Origin of the sequence: Microbacterium testaceum (assembly GCF_029761935.1) — a bacterium.
In the GTDB taxonomy this organism is placed as follows: domain Bacteria; phylum Actinomycetota; class Actinomycetes; order Actinomycetales; family Microbacteriaceae; genus Microbacterium; species Microbacterium testaceum_A.
Window position 1 is genome coordinate 2,758,910 of record NZ_CP121699.1, and the last position, 16,842, is coordinate 2,775,751.

General features: G+C 71.0%; 15 protein-coding genes. 7 read left to right on the forward strand and 8 right to left on the reverse strand.

The genetic code is table 11. From position 1 onward, the window contains the following. Positions 1–2 precede the first annotated feature (2 nt). Both araA and QBE02_RS13175 read left to right on the forward strand, forming a co-directional pair. Positions 3–1,514: an L-arabinose isomerase gene (araA, locus tag QBE02_RS13170; RefSeq protein ID WP_268104781.1), complete on the forward strand. Its 1,512-nt coding sequence runs from the start codon at positions 3–5 to the stop codon at positions 1,512–1,514. A gap of 417 nt (positions 1,515–1,931) precedes the next feature. After that, positions 1,932–3,014, forward strand: coding sequence for an SDR family oxidoreductase (locus QBE02_RS13175; RefSeq protein WP_279366139.1), 1,083 nt, complete (start codon positions 1,932–1,934; stop codon positions 3,012–3,014). 90 nt (positions 3,015–3,104) lie between these two features. Here QBE02_RS13175 and QBE02_RS13180 read toward each other — a convergent pair whose 3' ends face one another. Both QBE02_RS13180 and QBE02_RS13185 read right to left on the reverse strand, forming a co-directional pair. After that, positions 3,105–3,458 carry a hypothetical protein gene (locus QBE02_RS13180; protein ID WP_279366140.1) on the reverse strand — a complete coding sequence of 118 codons (354 nt, stop codon included), beginning with the start codon at positions 3,456–3,458 and terminating at the stop codon, positions 3,105–3,107. A 30-nt stretch (positions 3,459–3,488) separates the two neighbouring features. Then, positions 3,489–5,045 (reverse strand): deoxyguanosinetriphosphate triphosphohydrolase family protein, encoded by a 1,557-nt coding sequence (locus QBE02_RS13185; RefSeq protein ID WP_279366141.1) that lies wholly within the window; start codon positions 5,043–5,045, stop codon positions 3,489–3,491. A gap of 355 nt (positions 5,046–5,400) precedes the next feature. On the opposite strand from QBE02_RS13185, the gene QBE02_RS13190 reads away from it, so the two are divergent. Continuing rightward, positions 5,401–6,183: an alpha/beta fold hydrolase gene (locus QBE02_RS13190; RefSeq protein ID WP_279366142.1), complete on the forward strand. Its 783-nt coding sequence runs from the start codon at positions 5,401–5,403 to the stop codon at positions 6,181–6,183. A gap of 86 nt (positions 6,184–6,269) precedes the next feature. Here the strand turns inward: QBE02_RS13190 and QBE02_RS13195 are convergent, their stop codons facing one another. The 4 genes from QBE02_RS13195 to QBE02_RS13210 are packed head-to-tail and all read right to left on the reverse strand — an operon-like array spanning position 6,270 to position 11,824. Next, positions 6,270–8,624 carry a glycoside hydrolase family 3 N-terminal domain-containing protein gene (locus QBE02_RS13195; protein WP_279366143.1) on the reverse strand — a complete coding sequence of 785 codons (2,355 nt, stop codon included), beginning with the start codon at positions 8,622–8,624 and terminating at the stop codon, positions 6,270–6,272. Positions 8,625–8,631: 7 nt separating this feature from the next. Continuing rightward, positions 8,632–9,516, reverse strand: a complete 885-nt coding sequence (locus QBE02_RS13200; RefSeq protein ID WP_056224103.1) for a carbohydrate ABC transporter permease — start codon at positions 9,514–9,516, stop codon at positions 8,632–8,634. Continuing rightward, a complete protein-coding gene (locus QBE02_RS13205; RefSeq protein ID WP_279366144.1) occupies positions 9,513–10,526 on the reverse strand; it encodes a carbohydrate ABC transporter permease in 1,014 nt (337 codons plus the stop codon). The genes QBE02_RS13200 and QBE02_RS13205 overlap by 4 nt, the downstream gene beginning before the upstream one ends. A gap of 11 nt (positions 10,527–10,537) precedes the next feature. Further along, positions 10,538–11,824 carry an extracellular solute-binding protein gene (locus QBE02_RS13210; RefSeq protein ID WP_056224099.1) on the reverse strand — a complete coding sequence of 429 codons (1,287 nt, stop codon included), beginning with the start codon at positions 11,822–11,824 and terminating at the stop codon, positions 10,538–10,540. Positions 11,825–11,998: 174 nt separating this feature from the next. Here QBE02_RS13210 and QBE02_RS13215 point away from each other — a divergent pair, with 174 nt between their 5' ends. The 3 genes from QBE02_RS13215 (at position 11,999) to mmuM (ending at position 14,516) form a co-directional block, all read left to right on the forward strand. Further along, positions 11,999–13,000, forward strand: coding sequence for a LacI family DNA-binding transcriptional regulator (locus tag QBE02_RS13215; RefSeq protein ID WP_279366145.1), 1,002 nt, complete (start codon positions 11,999–12,001; stop codon positions 12,998–13,000). Between the two features lie 158 nt (positions 13,001–13,158). Then, positions 13,159–13,665, forward strand: coding sequence for a MarR family winged helix-turn-helix transcriptional regulator (locus tag QBE02_RS13220; protein WP_268104769.1), 507 nt, complete (start codon positions 13,159–13,161; stop codon positions 13,663–13,665). Continuing rightward, a complete protein-coding gene (gene mmuM, locus QBE02_RS13225) occupies positions 13,662–14,516 on the forward strand; it encodes a homocysteine S-methyltransferase (protein WP_279366146.1) in 855 nt (284 codons plus the stop codon). The genes QBE02_RS13220 and mmuM overlap by 4 nt, the downstream gene beginning before the upstream one ends. Before the next feature lie 33 nt (positions 14,517–14,549). On the opposite strand, the gene QBE02_RS13230 is transcribed toward mmuM, so the two are convergent. Beyond that, on the reverse strand, positions 14,550–15,272 hold the full coding sequence (locus QBE02_RS13230; protein ID WP_279366147.1) for a TetR/AcrR family transcriptional regulator: 723 nt from the start codon (positions 15,270–15,272) through the stop codon (positions 14,550–14,552). 85 nt (positions 15,273–15,357) lie between these two features. Here QBE02_RS13230 and QBE02_RS13235 point away from each other — a divergent pair, with 85 nt between their 5' ends. Continuing rightward, positions 15,358–16,224 carry an NAD(P)H-binding protein gene (locus tag QBE02_RS13235; RefSeq protein ID WP_279366148.1) on the forward strand — a complete coding sequence of 289 codons (867 nt, stop codon included), beginning with the start codon at positions 15,358–15,360 and terminating at the stop codon, positions 16,222–16,224. A gap of 67 nt (positions 16,225–16,291) precedes the next feature. Here the strand turns inward: QBE02_RS13235 and QBE02_RS13240 are convergent, their stop codons facing one another. Further along, positions 16,292–16,765 (reverse strand): Lrp/AsnC family transcriptional regulator, encoded by a 474-nt coding sequence (locus QBE02_RS13240; RefSeq protein WP_279366149.1) that lies wholly within the window; start codon positions 16,763–16,765, stop codon positions 16,292–16,294. Positions 16,766–16,842: the final 77 nt, after the last annotated feature.

The following is a 16,842-nucleotide window of genomic DNA, read 5'->3' on the forward strand; positions in this document are numbered from 1 at the left end:
TCATGACTCGCACCCCCCTCAAGAACGACCTCGACGGCTACGAGGTCTGGTTCGTCACCGGCAGCCAGAACCTCTACGGCGAAGAGACGCTGAAGCAGGTCGCCGAGCAGTCGCAGGCCGTCGTCGAGGGCTTGAACGGTCTGCCGGTGAAGGTCGTCTGGAAGCCCGTGCTGAAGGATTCCGACAGCATCCGCCGCATGGCGCTCGAGATCAACGGCCGCGACGACGTCATCGGCGTCATCGCGTGGATGCACACGTTCAGCCCCGCCAAGATGTGGATCTCGGGCCTGGACGCGCTGCAGAAGCCGCTGCTGCACCTGCACACGCAGGCCAACGTCGAGCTGCCGTGGAACGACATCGACTTCGACTTCATGAACCTCAACCAGGCCGCCCACGGCGACCGCGAGTTCGGGTACATCCAGACGCGCCTCGGCGTCTCGCGCAAGACGGTCGTCGGCCACGTGTCGAACCCCGCCGTGCGCCAGCAGATCGAGGACTGGGAGCGCGCCGCAGCCGGCTGGACCGCCGCCCGCACCCTCAAGCTCGCGCGCTTCGGCGACAACATGCGCTTCGTCGCCGTCACCGAGGGCGACAAGACCGAGGCCGAGCTGCGCTTCGGCGTGCAGGTCAACACGTGGGGCGTCAACGAGCTCGTCGAGGCCGTCGAAGCGGCATCGGATGCCGACATCGACGCGCTCGTGCAGGAGTACGTCGACAGCTACGACGTCGTCGACGAACTGCTCCCCGGTGGCGCGCGTCACCAGTCGCTGCGCGACGGCGCGGCGATCGAGCTGGGCCTGCGCTCGTTCCTCGAGGAGGGCGGCTTCGGCGCCTTCACCACCTCGTTCGAAGACCTCGGCGCGCTGAAGCAGCTGCCCGGTCTCGCGGTGCAGCGCCTCATGGCCGAGGGCTACGGCTTCGGCGCCGAGGGCGACTGGAAGACCGCGATCCTCGTGCGCGTCGCCAACGTCATGGGCGCGGGCCTGCCCGGTGGCGCCTCGCTCATGGAGGACTACACCTACGACCTCGTCCCCGGCTCCGAGCGCATCCTCGGAGCGCACATGCTCGAGGTCTCGCCCTCGCTGACCACGAAGAAGCCCCGCCTCGAGATCCACGAGCTGGGCATCGGCGGCAAGGACGACCCGGTGCGCCTGGTCTTCACCGCCGACGCGGGCCCCGCGCTGGTCGTCGCGATGAGCGACATGCGCGACCGCTTCCGTCTGGTGGCGAACGTCGTCGAGAACGTCGACGCGCCCGACCTGCCGAAGCTCCCCGTGGGCCGCGCGGTGTGGAAGCCCGCCCCCGACTTCGCGACCTCGGCCGGCTGCTGGCTCGCCGCCGGCGCCGCCCACCACACCGTCATGACGACGGCCGTGGGCATCGAGGTGTTCCGCGACTTCGCCGAGATCGCCAAGACCGAGCTCGTCGTGATCGACGACGACACCACGGTCCGCGGTTTCCAGAGCGAGCTGCGCTGGAACCAGGCGTACTACCGCCTGGCCCAGGGCCTGTAAGACCCGTCACCCCGGGTGCCGCACTGCCCCGGGGTGACGCGGCGCGTGCGCCTCCCGTTCGCTCGGGACGCGCCCCGCTCGCCGAGGTGCCCCTTACCGCCTCGGCGAGCGGACCGTGCCCCGGATCCGTGGTGGCGGTGGGCCGCCACGGATCCGGGGCACTTTCTCGTGTGCACCGCGCTGCCCGCATTTTGTTGGGACATGGATGCCGCGCATCCGGTGCGGAGGGGGCATGTCCCTATTTCGGTGGGGGTGTGTCCCAGATTGTGCGGCGTGCGCGGTGTCCAGCCAGCGCTTTTTGGGACATGGATGCCGTGGCATCCGGGGCGCGGAGGAATCTGTTGTCGACGCCGGGCCGGAACCCGGCCGAGGAATACCCCTCGACCCCGCACGGTTTCCGTTCGTTCACCTCGACCGATGGGAACCCCCGTTTTGACTCAATCCGCGCACGCCCTCGTGGTCGGCGCCACCGGTATCGCCGGCGGCGCCCTGATCGACCGACTCTCCGACGAGGGATGGGCGGTGACCGGCCTTTCCCGTCGGCCGGGTGCGGAGCGTCCGGGTGTCGGATGGCGTTCCGCCGACCTGCGCTCGCTCGAGTCGCTGCGCGCGGCGCTGGGCGACCTGTCCGTCACCCACGTCTTCTTCACCGCGTGGTCGCGGCAGGACACCGAGGCCGAGAACATCGCCGTCAACGGCGGCATGGTCCGCGACATGCTCGCGGCGCTCTCAGACGCTCCGGTGCGTCATGTCGCCCTGATGACCGGGCTCAAGCACTACCTCGGGCCCTTCGAGGCGTACGGCCAGGGCGAGATGCCCGACACCCCGTTCCACGAGGACGAGCCGCGACTCGACGTCGACAACTTCTACTACGCGCAGGAGGACGAGCTGTTCGCCGCCGCCCGCCGTCAGGGCTTCACGTGGTCGGTCCACCGTTCGCACACGGTTCTCGGCCATGCCGTCGGCAACGCGATGAACATGGGGCTCACGATCGCCGCCGCCGCCGCGATCAGCCGGCACGCGGGTCGACCGCTCGTCTTCCCGGGTAGCGAGACCCAGTGGAACGGCCTCACCGATGTGACCGACGCCGACCTGCTCGCGAGCCAGATGGTCTGGGCGGCCACGCACCCCGAGGGCGCTGACGAGGCCTTCAACACCGCGAACGGCGACGTCTTCCGGTGGCGCTGGATGTGGCCGCGCATCGCGGCCGACCTCGGTGTCGAGGCGGAGGGATTCGACACCGCTCCGCGCCCGTTCGAGCAGCAGATGGCCGATGCGGCGCCGGTGTGGGCCGAGATCGTCGAGCAGCACGGACTCGTCGAACCCGACATCACGCGCGTCGCCTCGTGGTGGCACACCGATGCCGATCTCGGGCGCGACATCGAGGTCATGACCGACATGTCGAAGAGCCGCCTCGCGGGCTTCACCGAGCATCACCGCACGCGCGACTCGTTCACGAAGCTCTTCCAGCGGTACCGCGCGGCGCGGCTCATCCCCTGAGGAGGAGCGACGGGGCGACCCATCCGTCGGCGGCGACGCGGGGTCGCGCCCTGCGGTTCCGGATGCCACGGCATCCGGAACCGCGGTCTCTTACTGCGGTGCGAACGACGCCAGTGCCGCCCGGTACGCCCCCGATTCATCGCGGACCTCGGTCGTGACCAAGAGGGCGCTCGACCTGAGAGTCCGCACGTACGGACCGCGGCAGGCGAGGACGACGATGCGCTCGAGCCCGCGTCGCCAAGCAGGGACGAGGGCTTCGAGGTCGCGGCGCTCCGGCTGCTCGTCGAGCGGTCTCGGGGCGGCCGATCGGCCGGCTTCGAACGAGCGTTCCTGCCACTCGCGGTACGAGGGGTCCGCGAACACGGCGTCGCCGAACTCGTCGCGCCACGACGGGCCCATGACCTGCGAGAGCAGAGTCTTCCGCTGCTGGCGCGAATCGTCCACCTCGAACGGACGAACGCGCCCCGAACCGGACTAGAGCCGCTGCCCCAGTGCCCAGAGCCGGTCGGCGCGACCCGAGATCGCCTCCGACAGGGCGAACGCCTGCGAATCGGTGAGGGAGGCCACGTAGTCCACGATTCCGCGGGATCGCGCGAGCTTCTCGGCCTCGGCGTCCGAGGGGCGACGCTCGGCGGGAAGGGACGCGTACTGCTCGCGGGCCAGCGCGATGAGCTCGCGCAGCCGCCGAGGGGTGCGGGCGCGGTCGAGGTCGTCGTCGAGCCACTCGCCGAGCGCGCGCACCGACCGGGCCAGGATGCGGCTCATTCCGCGCTGCTGGATGGCGAGGTCGGGGCGGCTGAGCACGAACCTCTTGTGCACGAACTTCAGCACTTCGACGTGGTGCCACGCCCAGGGTGACAGCACGACGGGCCCCGCGCGCGGGGTGTCGAGGGGACGGAGGTCCGCCGACTCCTGGAACCGGCGGATCCAGCGATCGGTGAAGGCGGCGAGACGACGCTCCGCCGTCAGCGACCCGTCGAACGGGCGCGCCAGCAGGTCGGTCACCATCTCGGCATCCACGTCGCTGACGGCGGCGAGGAAGGCCTCGTCGTCGGCGATCCAGGGGTCGTCGCGGCGCATCTTGCGGCGCAGTCGCTCGAGGCCGGCGCCGGGCATGAGCTCGGCGCGGACCTCGGCGTCATCGCGATCGCGCCACTCGAGGACGTCATCCAGCCACCCGCGGAACTCGGCGGCGATGGGAGCGTGGTCGAGGATCCCCGCTCGGTAGAAGTCGTCCACGTCGTGCACCGAGTAGGCGATGTCGTCGGCGAGGTCCATCACCGCGCCTTCGACGCTCTGGCGGAGGGGCTCGGCATCCACTCCCTGCCGCGCTTCGACGAGATCGGCGAGGTCGAGGTCGTAGGCCGAGTACTTGTGCACGCGGTACGCGCCGTCGGGGGAGCGACGGATGCCGCGGGGCGGGCCGATCCGTTCGACGTCGGCGGCGTCGACCGACGGTGCCCACGGGTACTTCGCCGAGGCCGCGCGCACGGCGGCGGTGAGATTGAGCCCGCGCGGGGCGTTCTCGATCACGTCGAGCGCGGTGAGGATGCGATACGTCTGGGCGTTGCCCTCGAAGCCGTCGGCCAGGCCCAGCTCGTCGCGGGCGAGGCGGTCGAGGGTGGACTCGCCGAGGTGTCCGAAGGGCGGGTGGCCGAGATCGTGCGCATAGGCGGCCGCCTCGACGACGGTGGCGTTGCAGACGTCGCCGTCGCCGGCCTGGCGCGAGCGGGTGTTCAGCTGCAGGGCGACCACACGCGCGATCGCGCTGACCTTGAGGGTGTGCGTCAGGCGGTTGTGCACCGGCGCGCCGCCGATCGAGGGGGAGACCACCTGCGTGACCGCCGACAGGCGCGAGAAGTACGGCGAGAACTGGATGCGCTCGAGGTCGATCGACCAGGGGTCGGCGTGCACGTCGTCGCGGTCAGGGTGGATCCGGGATGCCGCGTTGCCGATGACGGCATCGTGCTCTGCGTTTCCGTGCTCCCGGCGCGCGGTGGCTGCCGGGGGAGTGATCTGATCGGGGAGCAAGGCGGTCCTCTCGGGGCGTCGGCGACGTGTGACCACGCTAACGTGCGGTTTCCGTCCGGGCGTCGTTGTTCCCCGCCGACGGCCCGGGTGGGGCGCGGGCAGGCGCGGCGACGACGCGGAGACGCGGGCCTGCGCCGTCGGGAGCGATAGGTCGCGATGGCCGCCAGGACGGGCGAGGCGCAGCGGGCTCAGGTCGGTCGCCGGATCCGTCGCGGAAAAGATAGCGGAGTGGGAGACCTCGTCGCCCGGTGCGGCGCATCGAGGTCGCGCGCCCGGTTATACGCCTCTGTTCCGGCCGAAGCAATCGTCGGAGCCCGCCGCGCGTTCGAAGGGTGCCCGGGTTAGCGTGGCGCGTGTGACGCTGAACCACATCCGACGCGGGGAGGGCAGCCCCCTGCTGCTCGTACACGGCTTGGGCGCGGGCTGGCAGTCCTGGGCTCCGATCCTCGACGACTTGGCCCGGCACCGAGAGGTCATCGCCGTCGACCTGCCGGGGTTCGGTGAGACGCCGCCGCTGTCCGGCGACGTCTCCATCGCCACGCTGACCGACTCCGTCGCGGATTTCATCCGCGAGCAGGGACTGGACGACGTGTCCACCGTCGGCCAGTCGATGGGTGGCCGAATCGTGCTCGAGCTCGCGCGGAGGGGAGTCGGCGGAGACACCGTGGCGTTGGACCCCGGCGGCTTCTGGAGTCGACGCGAGCGCGCTGTCTTCGCCGCCACGCTGCGCCCGTCGATCGTGCTGGTCCGCGCGTTGCGGGCCGCGATGCCGGCCTTGCTCGGCAACCCCGTCGGGCGGACGCTGCTTCTGGCGCAGTTGTCGGCGCGCCCCTGGGCCCTCGCGCGCGAGACCGTACTGCCGGACGTGCGCGGACTGGCCGATTCCCCCTCGGTCGGAGTTGCCCTGGACGCCCTCACCAAAGGCCCCCTGCAAGAGGGTGCCCCCGCGGGCACGGTACCCGGCCGGGTCACCATCGGATGGGGCCGGCGCGATCTGGTGACCGTGCCGAAACAAGCTGATCGCGCCGCGCGACTCTTCCCGGACGCCTCGCTCCACTGGTTCGAACGATGCGGCCACTTCCCGCAATGGGACGCTCCCCGCGAAGCGACACGTCTCATCCTCGACCGCACCAGCTGACGCGGCGGGCTGCGCAACCGTCGCCAGCAGTCACGCTCCGAGGGTGGCGCGAAACGTTGTGCTCCGTTTCGCGCCGCGCCGGTGCCTCACTCCCTCCGCACCTCCACCTCGACGATCCGCGCGTCGTCGACGCCCAGCTCGTACGTCGGCCCGGTGATCCGCAGAGCAATCGCCTCGTCGACCGCCGCGCACGACGGTCCCAGCCGCAGCTCCACCTCGCCCGCCTCGACGACGCGTCGCAGCGCACGATCGCTGTACGCCAAACGCGACGCGGGCACGGTGAAGCGCGCTTCGGCGCTCTCGCCGGGATCGAGCTCGACCCGCGCGTACGCCACGAGCTGCGCGAGCGGTCGCGTGACGCTGGCCACCGCGCGGTGCGCGTACACCTGAACGACGTCCGCCCCGCGCCGGGCTCCGGTGTTCGTCACGCGAGCCGAGACGGTGAATGCATCACCGGCCCGAACCTCGGCAGCGTCTCCGGATGCCGACACACCGGCGTCGCCGCGAGAGGGGGCCGCCGCGACCCCGTCCACCCGCAGCTCCCCCCGCTCGAACGAGGTATACGACAACCCGAACCCGAACGGCCGCACGGGCGTCGGGTCGGTGCTCGTGACCCCCGAGGGACCACCGAGCAGGGGGTGCAGGTACGAGTACGGCTGTGCCCCGGCGGACCGGGGGAGCGAGACGGGCAGGCGCCCCGAGGGGGTGGCATCCCCCGCCAGCAGAGCGGCGAGCGCGGGCGCCCCCTCTTCGCCGGGGAAGAACGCCTGCAGCACCGCCGCGGGGCCGCCCGCGGTGTCGAGCGCCCAGTCGAGTGCGTACGGGCGGCCGGTCAACAGCACCAGCACGACGGGGGTCCCGGTCGCGACGATCGCCTCGACGAGCTGACGCTGCACGCCGGGCAGGTCGAGGGAGTCGGCGTCGTTGCCTTCGCCCACGGTGCCGCGGCCGAACAGCCCGGCGCGGTCGCCGACGACGACGATCGCGACCTCGGCGTCGCGGGCGAGGGCGGCCGCGGCATCCAGGCCCGAGAGGTCGGTGCCCTCAACCGCGCATCCCTCGGCATAGGCGACGTCGCCGAAGCGCTCGGCGAGCGCCTCCCTGATGGTGGGCAGCGCGAAGCCGAGCGGGAAGCTCGGGTGGTGCGCGAGCACGTGGTTCGCGAACGAGTAGCAGCCCATGAGCGCCTCGGCGCTGTCGGCGTTCGGGCCGATCAGGGCGATCCGGCCCGGGGCGGTGAGGGGCAGGACGCCCTCGTTGCGCAGGAGGACGACCGACTCCTCGGCCAGGCGGCGGGCCAGTGCGCGATGCTCGGCGTCGTCGAGGTCCACCGTGGCCGGGGCCTCGGAGAAGTCGGCATCCAGCAGCCCGAGATCTTCCTTCTCGGCGAGCACGCGCGCGACCGCCCGGTCGACCACGGACTCGGGAAGGGCGCCGGATGCCACCCGCTCGGCCAGATACGGGTAGGCGTCGGGCCCCGGAAGCTCGACGTCGATCCCGGCCTCGAGGGCGAGCTGTGCGGCCTCGCCGCGGTCGGCGGCGATCCCGTGCATCGAGCGCAGGAACTCCACGGCGAAGTAATCGGAGACGACCGTGCCGTCGAAACCCCACCGGCGGCGGAGGAGGTCGGTCAGCAGCTCGGGGCTCGATGCGACGGGCACCCCGTCGATCTCGGTGTAGGAGTTCATGACGCTGCGCACGCCGCCGTCGCGCACGGCCATCTCGAACGGGGGGAGGAAGACGTCCTGCAGTTCGCGCTGCCCGGCCGACACGGGGGCGTGATTGCGCCCGGCGCGCGAGGCCGAGTAACCGACGAAGTGCTTCAGTGTCGCGTGCACGCCCGCCTCCTGGAGCCCGCGGACGTACGCCGTGCCGATCGTGCCCACGACGTACGGATCCTCGGCGATGCACTCGTCGACGCGCCCCCACCGGGCATCGCGCACGACGTCGAGCACCGGAGCGAGCCCCTGATGCACACCGACCTCGCGCATCGAGCGACCGATCGCGGATGCCATGAGCCCGACGGCATCCGGATCGAAGGATGCGCCCCAGGCCAGGGGCGTGGGGAAGGTCGCGGCCTTCCACGCCGCGAATCCGGTGAGGCATTCTTCGTGCACGAGCGCGGGGATGCCGAGGCGCGTCTCGGTCTGCAGGCGACGCTGTTCGCCCCACAGCCACTGGGCGCGCGCGACCGGGTCGACCGGTCGCGTGCCGTACACACGGGTCAGGTGGCCGAGCCCGTGCACGGTGGCATCGGCGTAGGCCGTGGTGGTGACCTTCTCGCCCGAGAGCGGAGCGACGACCTCGTCGCCCTGGTCGACCCAGTACCCGACGAGCTGCGCGAGCTTCTCGTCGAGGGTCATCTCGGCCACGAGCGCTCGCACGCGGGGGGACGTTCCGGATACCCGGGCAGCACCGACGTCGGTGTTCTGGATGGTCATGGTGGGGTCAGCCCTTCACGGCGCCGGTGAGGCCGCCGACGATCCGACGCTCGAAGACACTGAAGAACAGCAGAGCGGGGATCATCGACAGCGAAGTGAATGCCAGTACCCGCGCGGTGTCGACGGAGTACTGCGAGGCGAAGGCCTGTGTGCCGAGAGGCAGCGTGAAGGCGGCCTCGTTGTTGAGGATGAACAGCGGCAGCATGTACGAGTTCCAGCTGTTGACGAAGGCCAGGATGCCGACGGTCACGACCGCGGGAACGGCGAGGGGCAGCACCATGCGCCAGAAGAAGCCGAGCCGGCCGAGCCCGTCGATCGAGGCGGCCTCCTGCAGCTCGCTCGGGATCGCCGCGAGGAACGGCGACAGGATGATGATCGTCAGCGGCAGGGCGAACGCGATCTGCGGAACGATGACGCCCGCGAGCGAGTTCATCAGGCCGAGGTTGCGAACGAGGATGTACAGCGGCGTGATGGCCACGGTCATCGGGAACATCAGGCCCGCGGTGAACAGCGCGAACACCGCGCCGCGACCGCGGAAACGGTAGCGCGCCAGGGCGTAGGCCGCCATCAGACCCAGCGCGACGACGAAGACCGTCGTGGCGATCGCCGCGATGGCGGAGTTGCCGACCTGGCCCCAGAAGATGGGGCTGCCGAGCACGTCGGCGTAGTTCTGCCAGTTCCAGGTGGTCGGGAAGCCCGCCGGGTCGACGGTGATCTCGGCGTTCGAGCGGAAGCCGCCGAGGATGATGTAGACCACGGGGGCCAGCATCATGCCGATCAGCAGCAGGGCGACGAAGCCGACGAGCACCGAGGTGGAGCGCTTCGCCCCGGCGGGGGAGCGCAGCGACGAGCGCGGGGCCTTGGGGGCCACGAGGGTGGCGGTGGCGGTCATTTGATGCCTCCGGTGAGGGCGCCGGCGGTGTCGCGCCGCAGCACGAAGCGCTGGTAGATGAGGGCGACGGCGAGCGAGATGAGGAACATGACCACGGCCACGGCGCTGCCGTAGCCGAAGCTGCCCGCGTTGCGGCCGTTGGCGACCATGTAGGTGGCCATGGTCGAGGTGCCGGCGGTCGAGGCGACGTACTGGCCCCAGATGATCCAGACGAGGTCGAACAGTTGCAGCGAGCCGATGATCGACAGGAACGCCCAGATGCGGATGGTCGGACCCATCAGCGGCAGGACGATGTGGCGCTGGATCTGCCAGTACGAGGCACCGTCGATGGCCGCGGCCTCGCTGAGCTCTTCGGGAATGCCCTGGAGGCCGGCGAGGAAGAGGATCACCGCGAAGCCGATGTACTTCCACGTGATGATGATCAGCAGCGTCCAGATGGCGAGCGCCGGGTCGGAGATCCAGTCGGCGCGCAGGGCGCCGAGCCCGATCTTCTCAAGAGCCCCGTTCAGCGCCCCGCCCGACTGCAGCATGAGGCCCCAGCCGAGACCGACGACGACCTCGGAGATGACGTAGGGCACGAAGATCAGCACGCGGATGAGCGACTGCGCCCGCATCTTGCGGTTCAGCAGCAGCGCGAGTCCGAGGGCGAGGGGCCCCTGCAGGACGAGAGAGCCGACCACGATGAACGCGTTGTGGCCGAGGGCCTCGTGGAACGCGGGGTCGGTGAGGATCGTGACGTAGTTGCGGATGCCGACGAAGTCGACCGGAGTGCCGAAGCCCGACCACTTGTAGAAGCCGTAGTACGCGGCCAGGGCGACGGGGAGGATGACGAACGACACGAAGACCACCAGGGCGGGCCCCAGGAGGATCGCGAGTTCGCCACGGATGCGCCAGTTCTCGAGCCGTCGCCGCGCGGGCGGCCGCCCGGCCGAGGGGGTGCGCTGCGCACCCTCCCCGGCCGGGCGGCGAGACCCGGCGTCGGTCGCCGAGGCGGCGAGCTGCGTCGTCATGAGCGGTGTCCTCAGCGGGAGGCGGCGGCGTTGACGGCGTCGACGATGCCCTGCGGCGAACCCTTGCCGGCGAACATGTCGACGACGGCGACGTTCAGCGCGTTGCCGACGTTCTGGCCGTAGAGGGTGTCGAGCCACACCGAGACGTAGGGCGCCTTCGAGTAGGCCTCGAGCACCGACTTCAGCGCGGGCGTCGTCACCGCTCCCTCGGCCTCGCTCGAGGCGGGGAGGGTCTGGAACGCCTTCGCGTAGGCCTCCTGGTTCTCCTTGTTCACGAGGAAGTTCAAGAAGTCGGTGCACTGCGCGGGAGCGTTGACCCAGCACGAGTAGCCGTCGACGCCGCCCATCATGGCGCCCGGCTCGCCGTCGCCGCCCGAGACCTCGGGGAAGGGGAACCAGCCAAGGTCGGCCAGGGGCTGCTCGTCGGGGGTCAGTGAGGCGATCACGCCCGGGTCCCACGCGCCCATGAGCTCCATGGCGGCCTGGTGGTTGGCCAGCAGACCCGCCGACGAACCGGCGCCCTGCTGGGCGGCGGTGGTGAGGAAGCCGTCGTTGAAGGGCTGGGTGGCGAGGAACGACTGCAGGTCTTCGCCGGCCTTCAGCCAGCACGGGTCGTCGAAGCTGCGGCTCGCGGCGGCCGAGTCGAGCACGTCCTTCGAGCAGGCGCGCAGCGCGAAGTTGTAGTACCAGTGGGCGGCGGGCCAGGCGTCCTTCGCGCCGACGGCGATCGGGGCGACACCGGTCGCCCTGATCTTGGCGTTGGCCGCCTCGAGCTCGTCGATGGTCTTCGGCGCCGCGGTGACGCCGGCGGCGGTGAGCAGGTCTTGAGAGGTGAAGATGCCGGAGGGGAGCACGGCGACGGGCATGCCGTAGTTCTTGCCGTCGATCTCGAACGCCGACAGCGAGGAGCCCAGCGCGGTCTTGGCGTCGGCCGAGATCTTGTCGGTCAGGTCCATGGCCTGGCCGGCGGTGACGATGTCGGCGAGCTTGCCGCCGCCGCGGGCCATGAACAGGTCGGGGGCGTCGCCCGAGTTGAGGGCGGTCTGGAGCTTGCCGTCCATCTCTTCGTTCTGCACGGCCTGGATCTCGATGGTGACGCCCGGGTTCGCCGCTTCGAAGGCGGCGGCGGTGTCTTCCCAGTACTTCTTGCCGTCGCCGGTGGTGGAGTTGTGCCAGAGCGTCAGGGTGACGCTGCCGTCGGCGTTCTGGCCGCTGCCGCCGCCTGCGGCGCACCCGCCGAGAGCGAGGGTGCCGGCCACGGCGAGGGCCGCTCCGGCGAGGATCTTGCGCGTGTTCATGTGATTCCCGTTTCTCTTCGTCGAGGTGCGCCGTGGGACGCGTCGGTGTTCGGCTGCTCCGCCGTTCATGCGCTTCTCGGGGTCTGCTGCCCCCGAGGTGTCAGCAGTGTCGCCCGCGGGCGGAGGGGTCGTCAAACGTTTTCGAAAATGATTTCCACGCTAGGGTCGAATGCCATGACGAGGCGCCCGACCATTCACGACGTCGCCGCGGCGGCCGGGGTCTCGGTGGCCACGGTGTCGAAAGCGGTGAACGGCCGCTACGGCGTCTCGCCCGAGACGGTGAGCCGCGTGCTCGACGCGGTGAAGACCCTCGGCTACGAATCCAGCCTCGTCGCGAGCAGCATGCGCTCGCGTCGCACCGGCGTGATCGGCGTACTCGTGGCCGACATCGAGCCGTTCTCGGCGGAGATCCTCAAGGGCGTCGGGGGAGCCCTGTCCGACACCGGATACGACCTGCTCGCGTACACCGGTGCCCGTCGCGACGGCGAAGGGTGGGAGCGTCGCTCGCTCAGCCGCCTGAGCGGAACGCTCATCGATGCGGCGATCATCGTCACCCCCACGGTCGTCAACGTCTCGGGCGAGGTGCCGATCGTCGCGATCGACCCGCACACGGGCCGAGGTGATGTGCCGACCGTCGAGTCCGACAGCTACACCGGTGCGCAGCAGGCCGTGCACTACCTCGCCCAGCTCGGACACCGCCGCATCGGTTTCATCGCGGGACGCCCGGATCTGCGGTCGGCGGTGGCCCGCGCGTCGGGGTATCGGGCCGGGCTCTCGGCCGCCGGCATCGCCTTCGACCCCGCTCTCGTCGGCGTCGGCCGCTACGCCCAGGACGTCGCCCGCGAGGCCGCCGAGGCCATGCTCTCGCTCGACGATCCGCCTACGGCGGTGTTCGCGGCGAACGACCTGTCCGCGTTGTCCATCATCGAGGTCGCCGGCGCGCGCGGACTGACCGTCCCCGACGACCTGTCGGTGGTCGGTTTCGACGACGTCCCCGAGGCCGCTCGCGCCCAACCGGCCCTGACCACTGTCCGCCAACCGATGAAGCGTCTCGGCGCCGAGGCCGTGCGGATGGTGCTGACGCTCCTCGCCGGTGACACTCTGCCCGAGACGCACATAGAACTGCCGACCCGCCTCGTCGCGCGCGGGACGACGGCGCCCCCGCGCGTGCGCTGAAGCGGGCGGGGCGGGGGATGCCGGCATCCGGCGCCCCACCCGGCGCGCACGGACATGCCTCGAACCGTTCGGACCCACCGACCACTCGACGCTCGTTCGCCGCGTCCGCACCGCCCGTCGCGCGCCGCGACACCCCGCGGCTCCGGTACCGTCGAAGAATGCCTACCGCGAGCAGTAAAGACGACGAGGTCGACCTCCTCATCGACGCCTGGTCGCAACTGCTGCCCGAGGTCGACCTGACACCCCTCGACGTGATGTCGCGCCTGCGTCGCGCGGCCTTCCACCTGTCGAAGCTCCGCGCGAAAGCCTTCGCGAGTGCCGACATCGCCGTGTGGGAGTTCGACGTGCTCGCGGTGCTCCGGCGCGCGGGCACCGAGCTCAGCGCCACGCGCCTGATCACGGCGACCATGATCGGCAGCGCCGCCATGACCAACCGTCTCGACAAGCTCGCCGAGCGCGGCCTCGTGAACCGACGCCCCAACCCCTCCGACGGCCGTGCGATCCTCGTCGCGATCACCGCCGAGGGTATCGAGCGGGTGGATGCCGCGATGACCGAGCTCGTCCGCCTCGAGGCCGAAGCCCTGCGCGATGTCAGCCGACAGGACCAGGCCCTGCTCGCGAGTGCCCTGCGCGTCCTCGCCGCCGGCGAGACGCACGAGGCGTGATCGACCTCGCCACCGCTCTGACCGAGCGCCCCGTCATCCTCGACGGCGGCCTGGGTACGCTGCTCGAGGCGCGCGGCAACGACGTCACGAGCGACCTCTGGTCGGCGCGAGTGCTGCGTGACGACCCCGACGAGGTGCGCGCCGCCCACGCCGAGTTCGTCGCCGCGGGCGCCGAGGTCGTGATCACCGCGTCATACCAGATCGGTTTCGCCGGACGGATTCCGGATGCCGAGGTCGAGGCGCTGCTGCGCCGTTCGGTGGCCGTGGCGCGCGAGGCCGGCGCGGCGGTGGTCGCGGCATCCGTCGGTCCGGTCGGAGCGCTCCGCGCCGACGGCAGCGAGTACACCGGCGCGTACGGGCTCTCGCTCGCCGAGCTGCGCGAGGCTCACCGCCGACGCCTGCACGTGCTCGCGGATGCCGGAGCCGACGTCCTCGCGATCGAGACGATCCCCTCGCCGCTCGAGGTGGAGGCCCTCGCGCTCGAGCTCGCCGCGCTCGACATGCCCGCTTTCGTCAGCCTCTCGGCCGACAGCACCGGTTTCGCGGGGCGCGGGGCGCTCGCCGCGGCACTGCGCGAAGCGGCATCCGCTTCCGGTGTCGTCGCCGTGGGCGTCAACTGCTGCGCCCCCGGCTCGGTGTTGCCCGCGCTCGAAGACGCCCCGGGCCTGCCGCTGGTGGTCTACCCGAATACGGGCGAGACCTGGGATGCCGCGACCCGCACCTGGCATGGCGGCGCCGCCCCGCTCGCCGACGAGGCGCCCGCGTGGGTCGCCGCCGGCGCGCGTCTGGTCGGCGGTTGCTGCCGGTCGACGCCCGCCGACATCGCCGCGATCGCGGCCGCGGTGCGCTGAGATCCGCTCGCGCCGCCCGTTCCCGACGTCGCGTCAGTGACTGTCGATGACTCGGTCGAGCCATTCGGCGAGCAGGGCGCGCTCGGGAGCTGAGAGGGCGGTCAGGTCGTCGGTGACCGCGCGCAGGGTGATGGCGGCGGCGCGATGCGCGGCGGGCATCTCGTCTGCCGTGGACTCTTCCTCTTCGATGAGAATGCGATCGAGGACGGCGTCGAGCAGAGCGGTCGCGAGCTCGGGGTCGCGCTCGCCGATCGGCTGTTCGAGGAGCGACAGAATGGCGCCCGTACCGGCGGCGTGGATCAGTGCGACGGCGCGAGCCTCGGCGACGCGCAGGCGCCCCGCCGCGGCCACGCGGCGCACTCGCTCCGCGAGCGCGCGGACGCCGTTCGCGAGGGCGGGGGAATCCCGGCCGCGGCGCGGGTCGCTGAGGATGACGTAGAGGTCCCCGTTGTCCAGGCCGAACCGCACCGTCTCGCCCCACGCTTCGCGGAGTTCGCCCACCGGATCCTTCGAGGCGGGGGCAGACGTCAGGGCGGAGGTCTTCGACGCGCTGAAGAGGGCCATCGCGTGCTCGGCGACCGCGTCGAGCAGGCCGTCCTTGTCGCCGAACAGGCGGTAGATCGTCGGAGCCTGAACGCCCGCGCGTTCGGCTACCGCCCGCGTCGTGACGCCCGCCGACCCTTCGGTGCGGAGGATCTCCGCCGCGGCTCCCACGATCCGCTCACGCACGTCGTCTCGGGGCGCCGCAGGAGTCATGGTTCGACGATAACAAAGAGTTGTTATCAGCGGTAATCGCTGTTAGCTTCTCACTGTTTCCATCGATAACAGAAGGAGCATGACGATGATCACCATGACCGGCGCAACGGGCGCCCTGAACGGCCGGACGGTCGACCACCTGCTGCAGACCGTCGGCCCCGCGAACCTCACTCTCGTCGTCCGCGATCCCTCTCGCGCCGGGCGATTCGCCGAGCGCGGAGTCGCGGTTCGTCGCGGCGACTACGCGGACCCGACGAGTCTCCCGTCGTCGTTCGAGGGTGCCGATCGGTTGCTCCTCGTCTCGTCGAACGATCGGGGCGCCGACGCCGTCGCCCTGCATGCCGCGGCCGTCGACGCCGCGCGGATCGCCGAGGTCGGTCACGTGCTGTACACGAGTCACCAGGGTGCCCACTCGGCCTCCCCCTTCGGTCCCGCGCGCGACCACGCGGCGACCGAGGCGCTGCTCGCCGACTCGGGCCTGCGGTGGACGGCGCTGCGCAACGGGTTCTACGCCCACGCGCTCGAGTGGATGCTCGGACCGTGGCGCGAGTCGGGCGTCGTGGCGGTCCCCGCCGACGGGCCGGTGTCATGGACCTCCCGCGAAGACGCAGCCGAGGCTGCTGCGGTTCTCCTCCTGAGCGACGAACTGCCTCAGGGGCCCGTGACGCTCACGGCGGCCGACGCACCCCGTTTCGCCGACCTCGCGCGCTGGGCGGGAGAGGCGGCCCACCGCGACGTGGGCTTCGAGGTGGTCGACGAGGACGAGTGGGCGCGCAGGGCGATCGCAGCCGGCCAACCCGAGGGTGCGGTCCACTTCACTCTGGAGTTCTTCCGCGCGGCGTCCGGTGGCTTCTTCGCCGGAACCGCCCCGACGCTCCCGGACCTCCTCGGGCGTGAGCCCGTCACGGCGAGGAGCGTCGTGGAGTCGTTCGTAGGCTCGCCGTCCGAGTGAGGGGTCAGACGTTGTCGCCTGAAGTGCCTCGAAGCGACGATTCCTGACCCCCCACGCGAGGGTGCGCTCAGTCGAAGTCCGCCGCGAGGGCGTTGCGGTGGTACTCGAAGATGATGCTCGTGCGCGTCGAGGCGACGCTGTGCCGAGCGGAGAGGTGGTCGACGACGAAGCGGCGCACGGCAGACGAATCGTCGACGGCGATGTGCACGAGGAAGTCGTCGGCGCCCCCGAGGAAGAACAGCTGGATCACGTCGGGGTGGCGGCGGATCTCGTGCGCGAACGCGCGGATGCTCTCCTGCCGCTGCCCCGGGCGCAGGGTCACCCCGACGATCGCCTGCAGTCCGCGGCCGAGGCGACTCTGGTCGACGGCGGCGTGGAACCCGGTGATGAGCCCGCGGTCGACGAGGCCTCGCAGGCGGGCATGGGCGGTGGATGCCGCGACCCCGAGCTCGTCGGCGAGGGCGGTGTTCGTCATCCGCGCGTCGGCCGACAGCAGCTCGATGATGCGCGCGTCGAGGGGGTGCAGGTCGTCGTCGGCCACCGTAGATCCTTCGCGTCGTCGAGCCCGGTGGGGGTCGTTCAGCCGATGATATCGCCAGGTAAGCCGCAAGAATCGAA

Bases quoted from the DNA above. Each gene is read 5' to 3' on its own strand.
- araA (WP_268104781.1), top strand. From the start codon at position 3: ATGACTCGCACCCCCCTCAAGAACGACCTCGACGGCTACGAGGTCTGG.
- QBE02_RS13175 (WP_279366139.1), top strand. From the start codon at position 1,932: ATGGGAACCCCCGTTTTGACTCAATCCGCGCACGCCCTCGTGGTCGGC.
- QBE02_RS13195 (WP_279366143.1), bottom strand. From the start codon at position 8,624: ATGACCATCCAGAACACCGACGTCGGTGCTGCCCGGGTATCCGGAACG.
- QBE02_RS13200 (WP_056224103.1), bottom strand. From the start codon at position 9,516: ATGACCGCCACCGCCACCCTCGTGGCCCCCAAGGCCCCGCGCTCGTCG.
- QBE02_RS13205 (WP_279366144.1), bottom strand. From the start codon at position 10,526: ATGACGACGCAGCTCGCCGCCTCGGCGACCGACGCCGGGTCTCGCCGC.
- QBE02_RS13210 (WP_056224099.1), bottom strand. From the start codon at position 11,824: ATGAACACGCGCAAGATCCTCGCCGGAGCGGCCCTCGCCGTGGCCGGC.
- QBE02_RS13215 (WP_279366145.1), top strand. From the start codon at position 11,999: ATGACGAGGCGCCCGACCATTCACGACGTCGCCGCGGCGGCCGGGGTC.
- QBE02_RS13220 (WP_268104769.1), top strand. From the start codon at position 13,159: ATGCCTACCGCGAGCAGTAAAGACGACGAGGTCGACCTCCTCATCGAC.
- QBE02_RS13230 (WP_279366147.1), bottom strand. From the start codon at position 15,272: ATGACTCCTGCGGCGCCCCGAGACGACGTGCGTGAGCGGATCGTGGGA.
- QBE02_RS13235 (WP_279366148.1), top strand. From the start codon at position 15,358: ATGATCACCATGACCGGCGCAACGGGCGCCCTGAACGGCCGGACGGTC.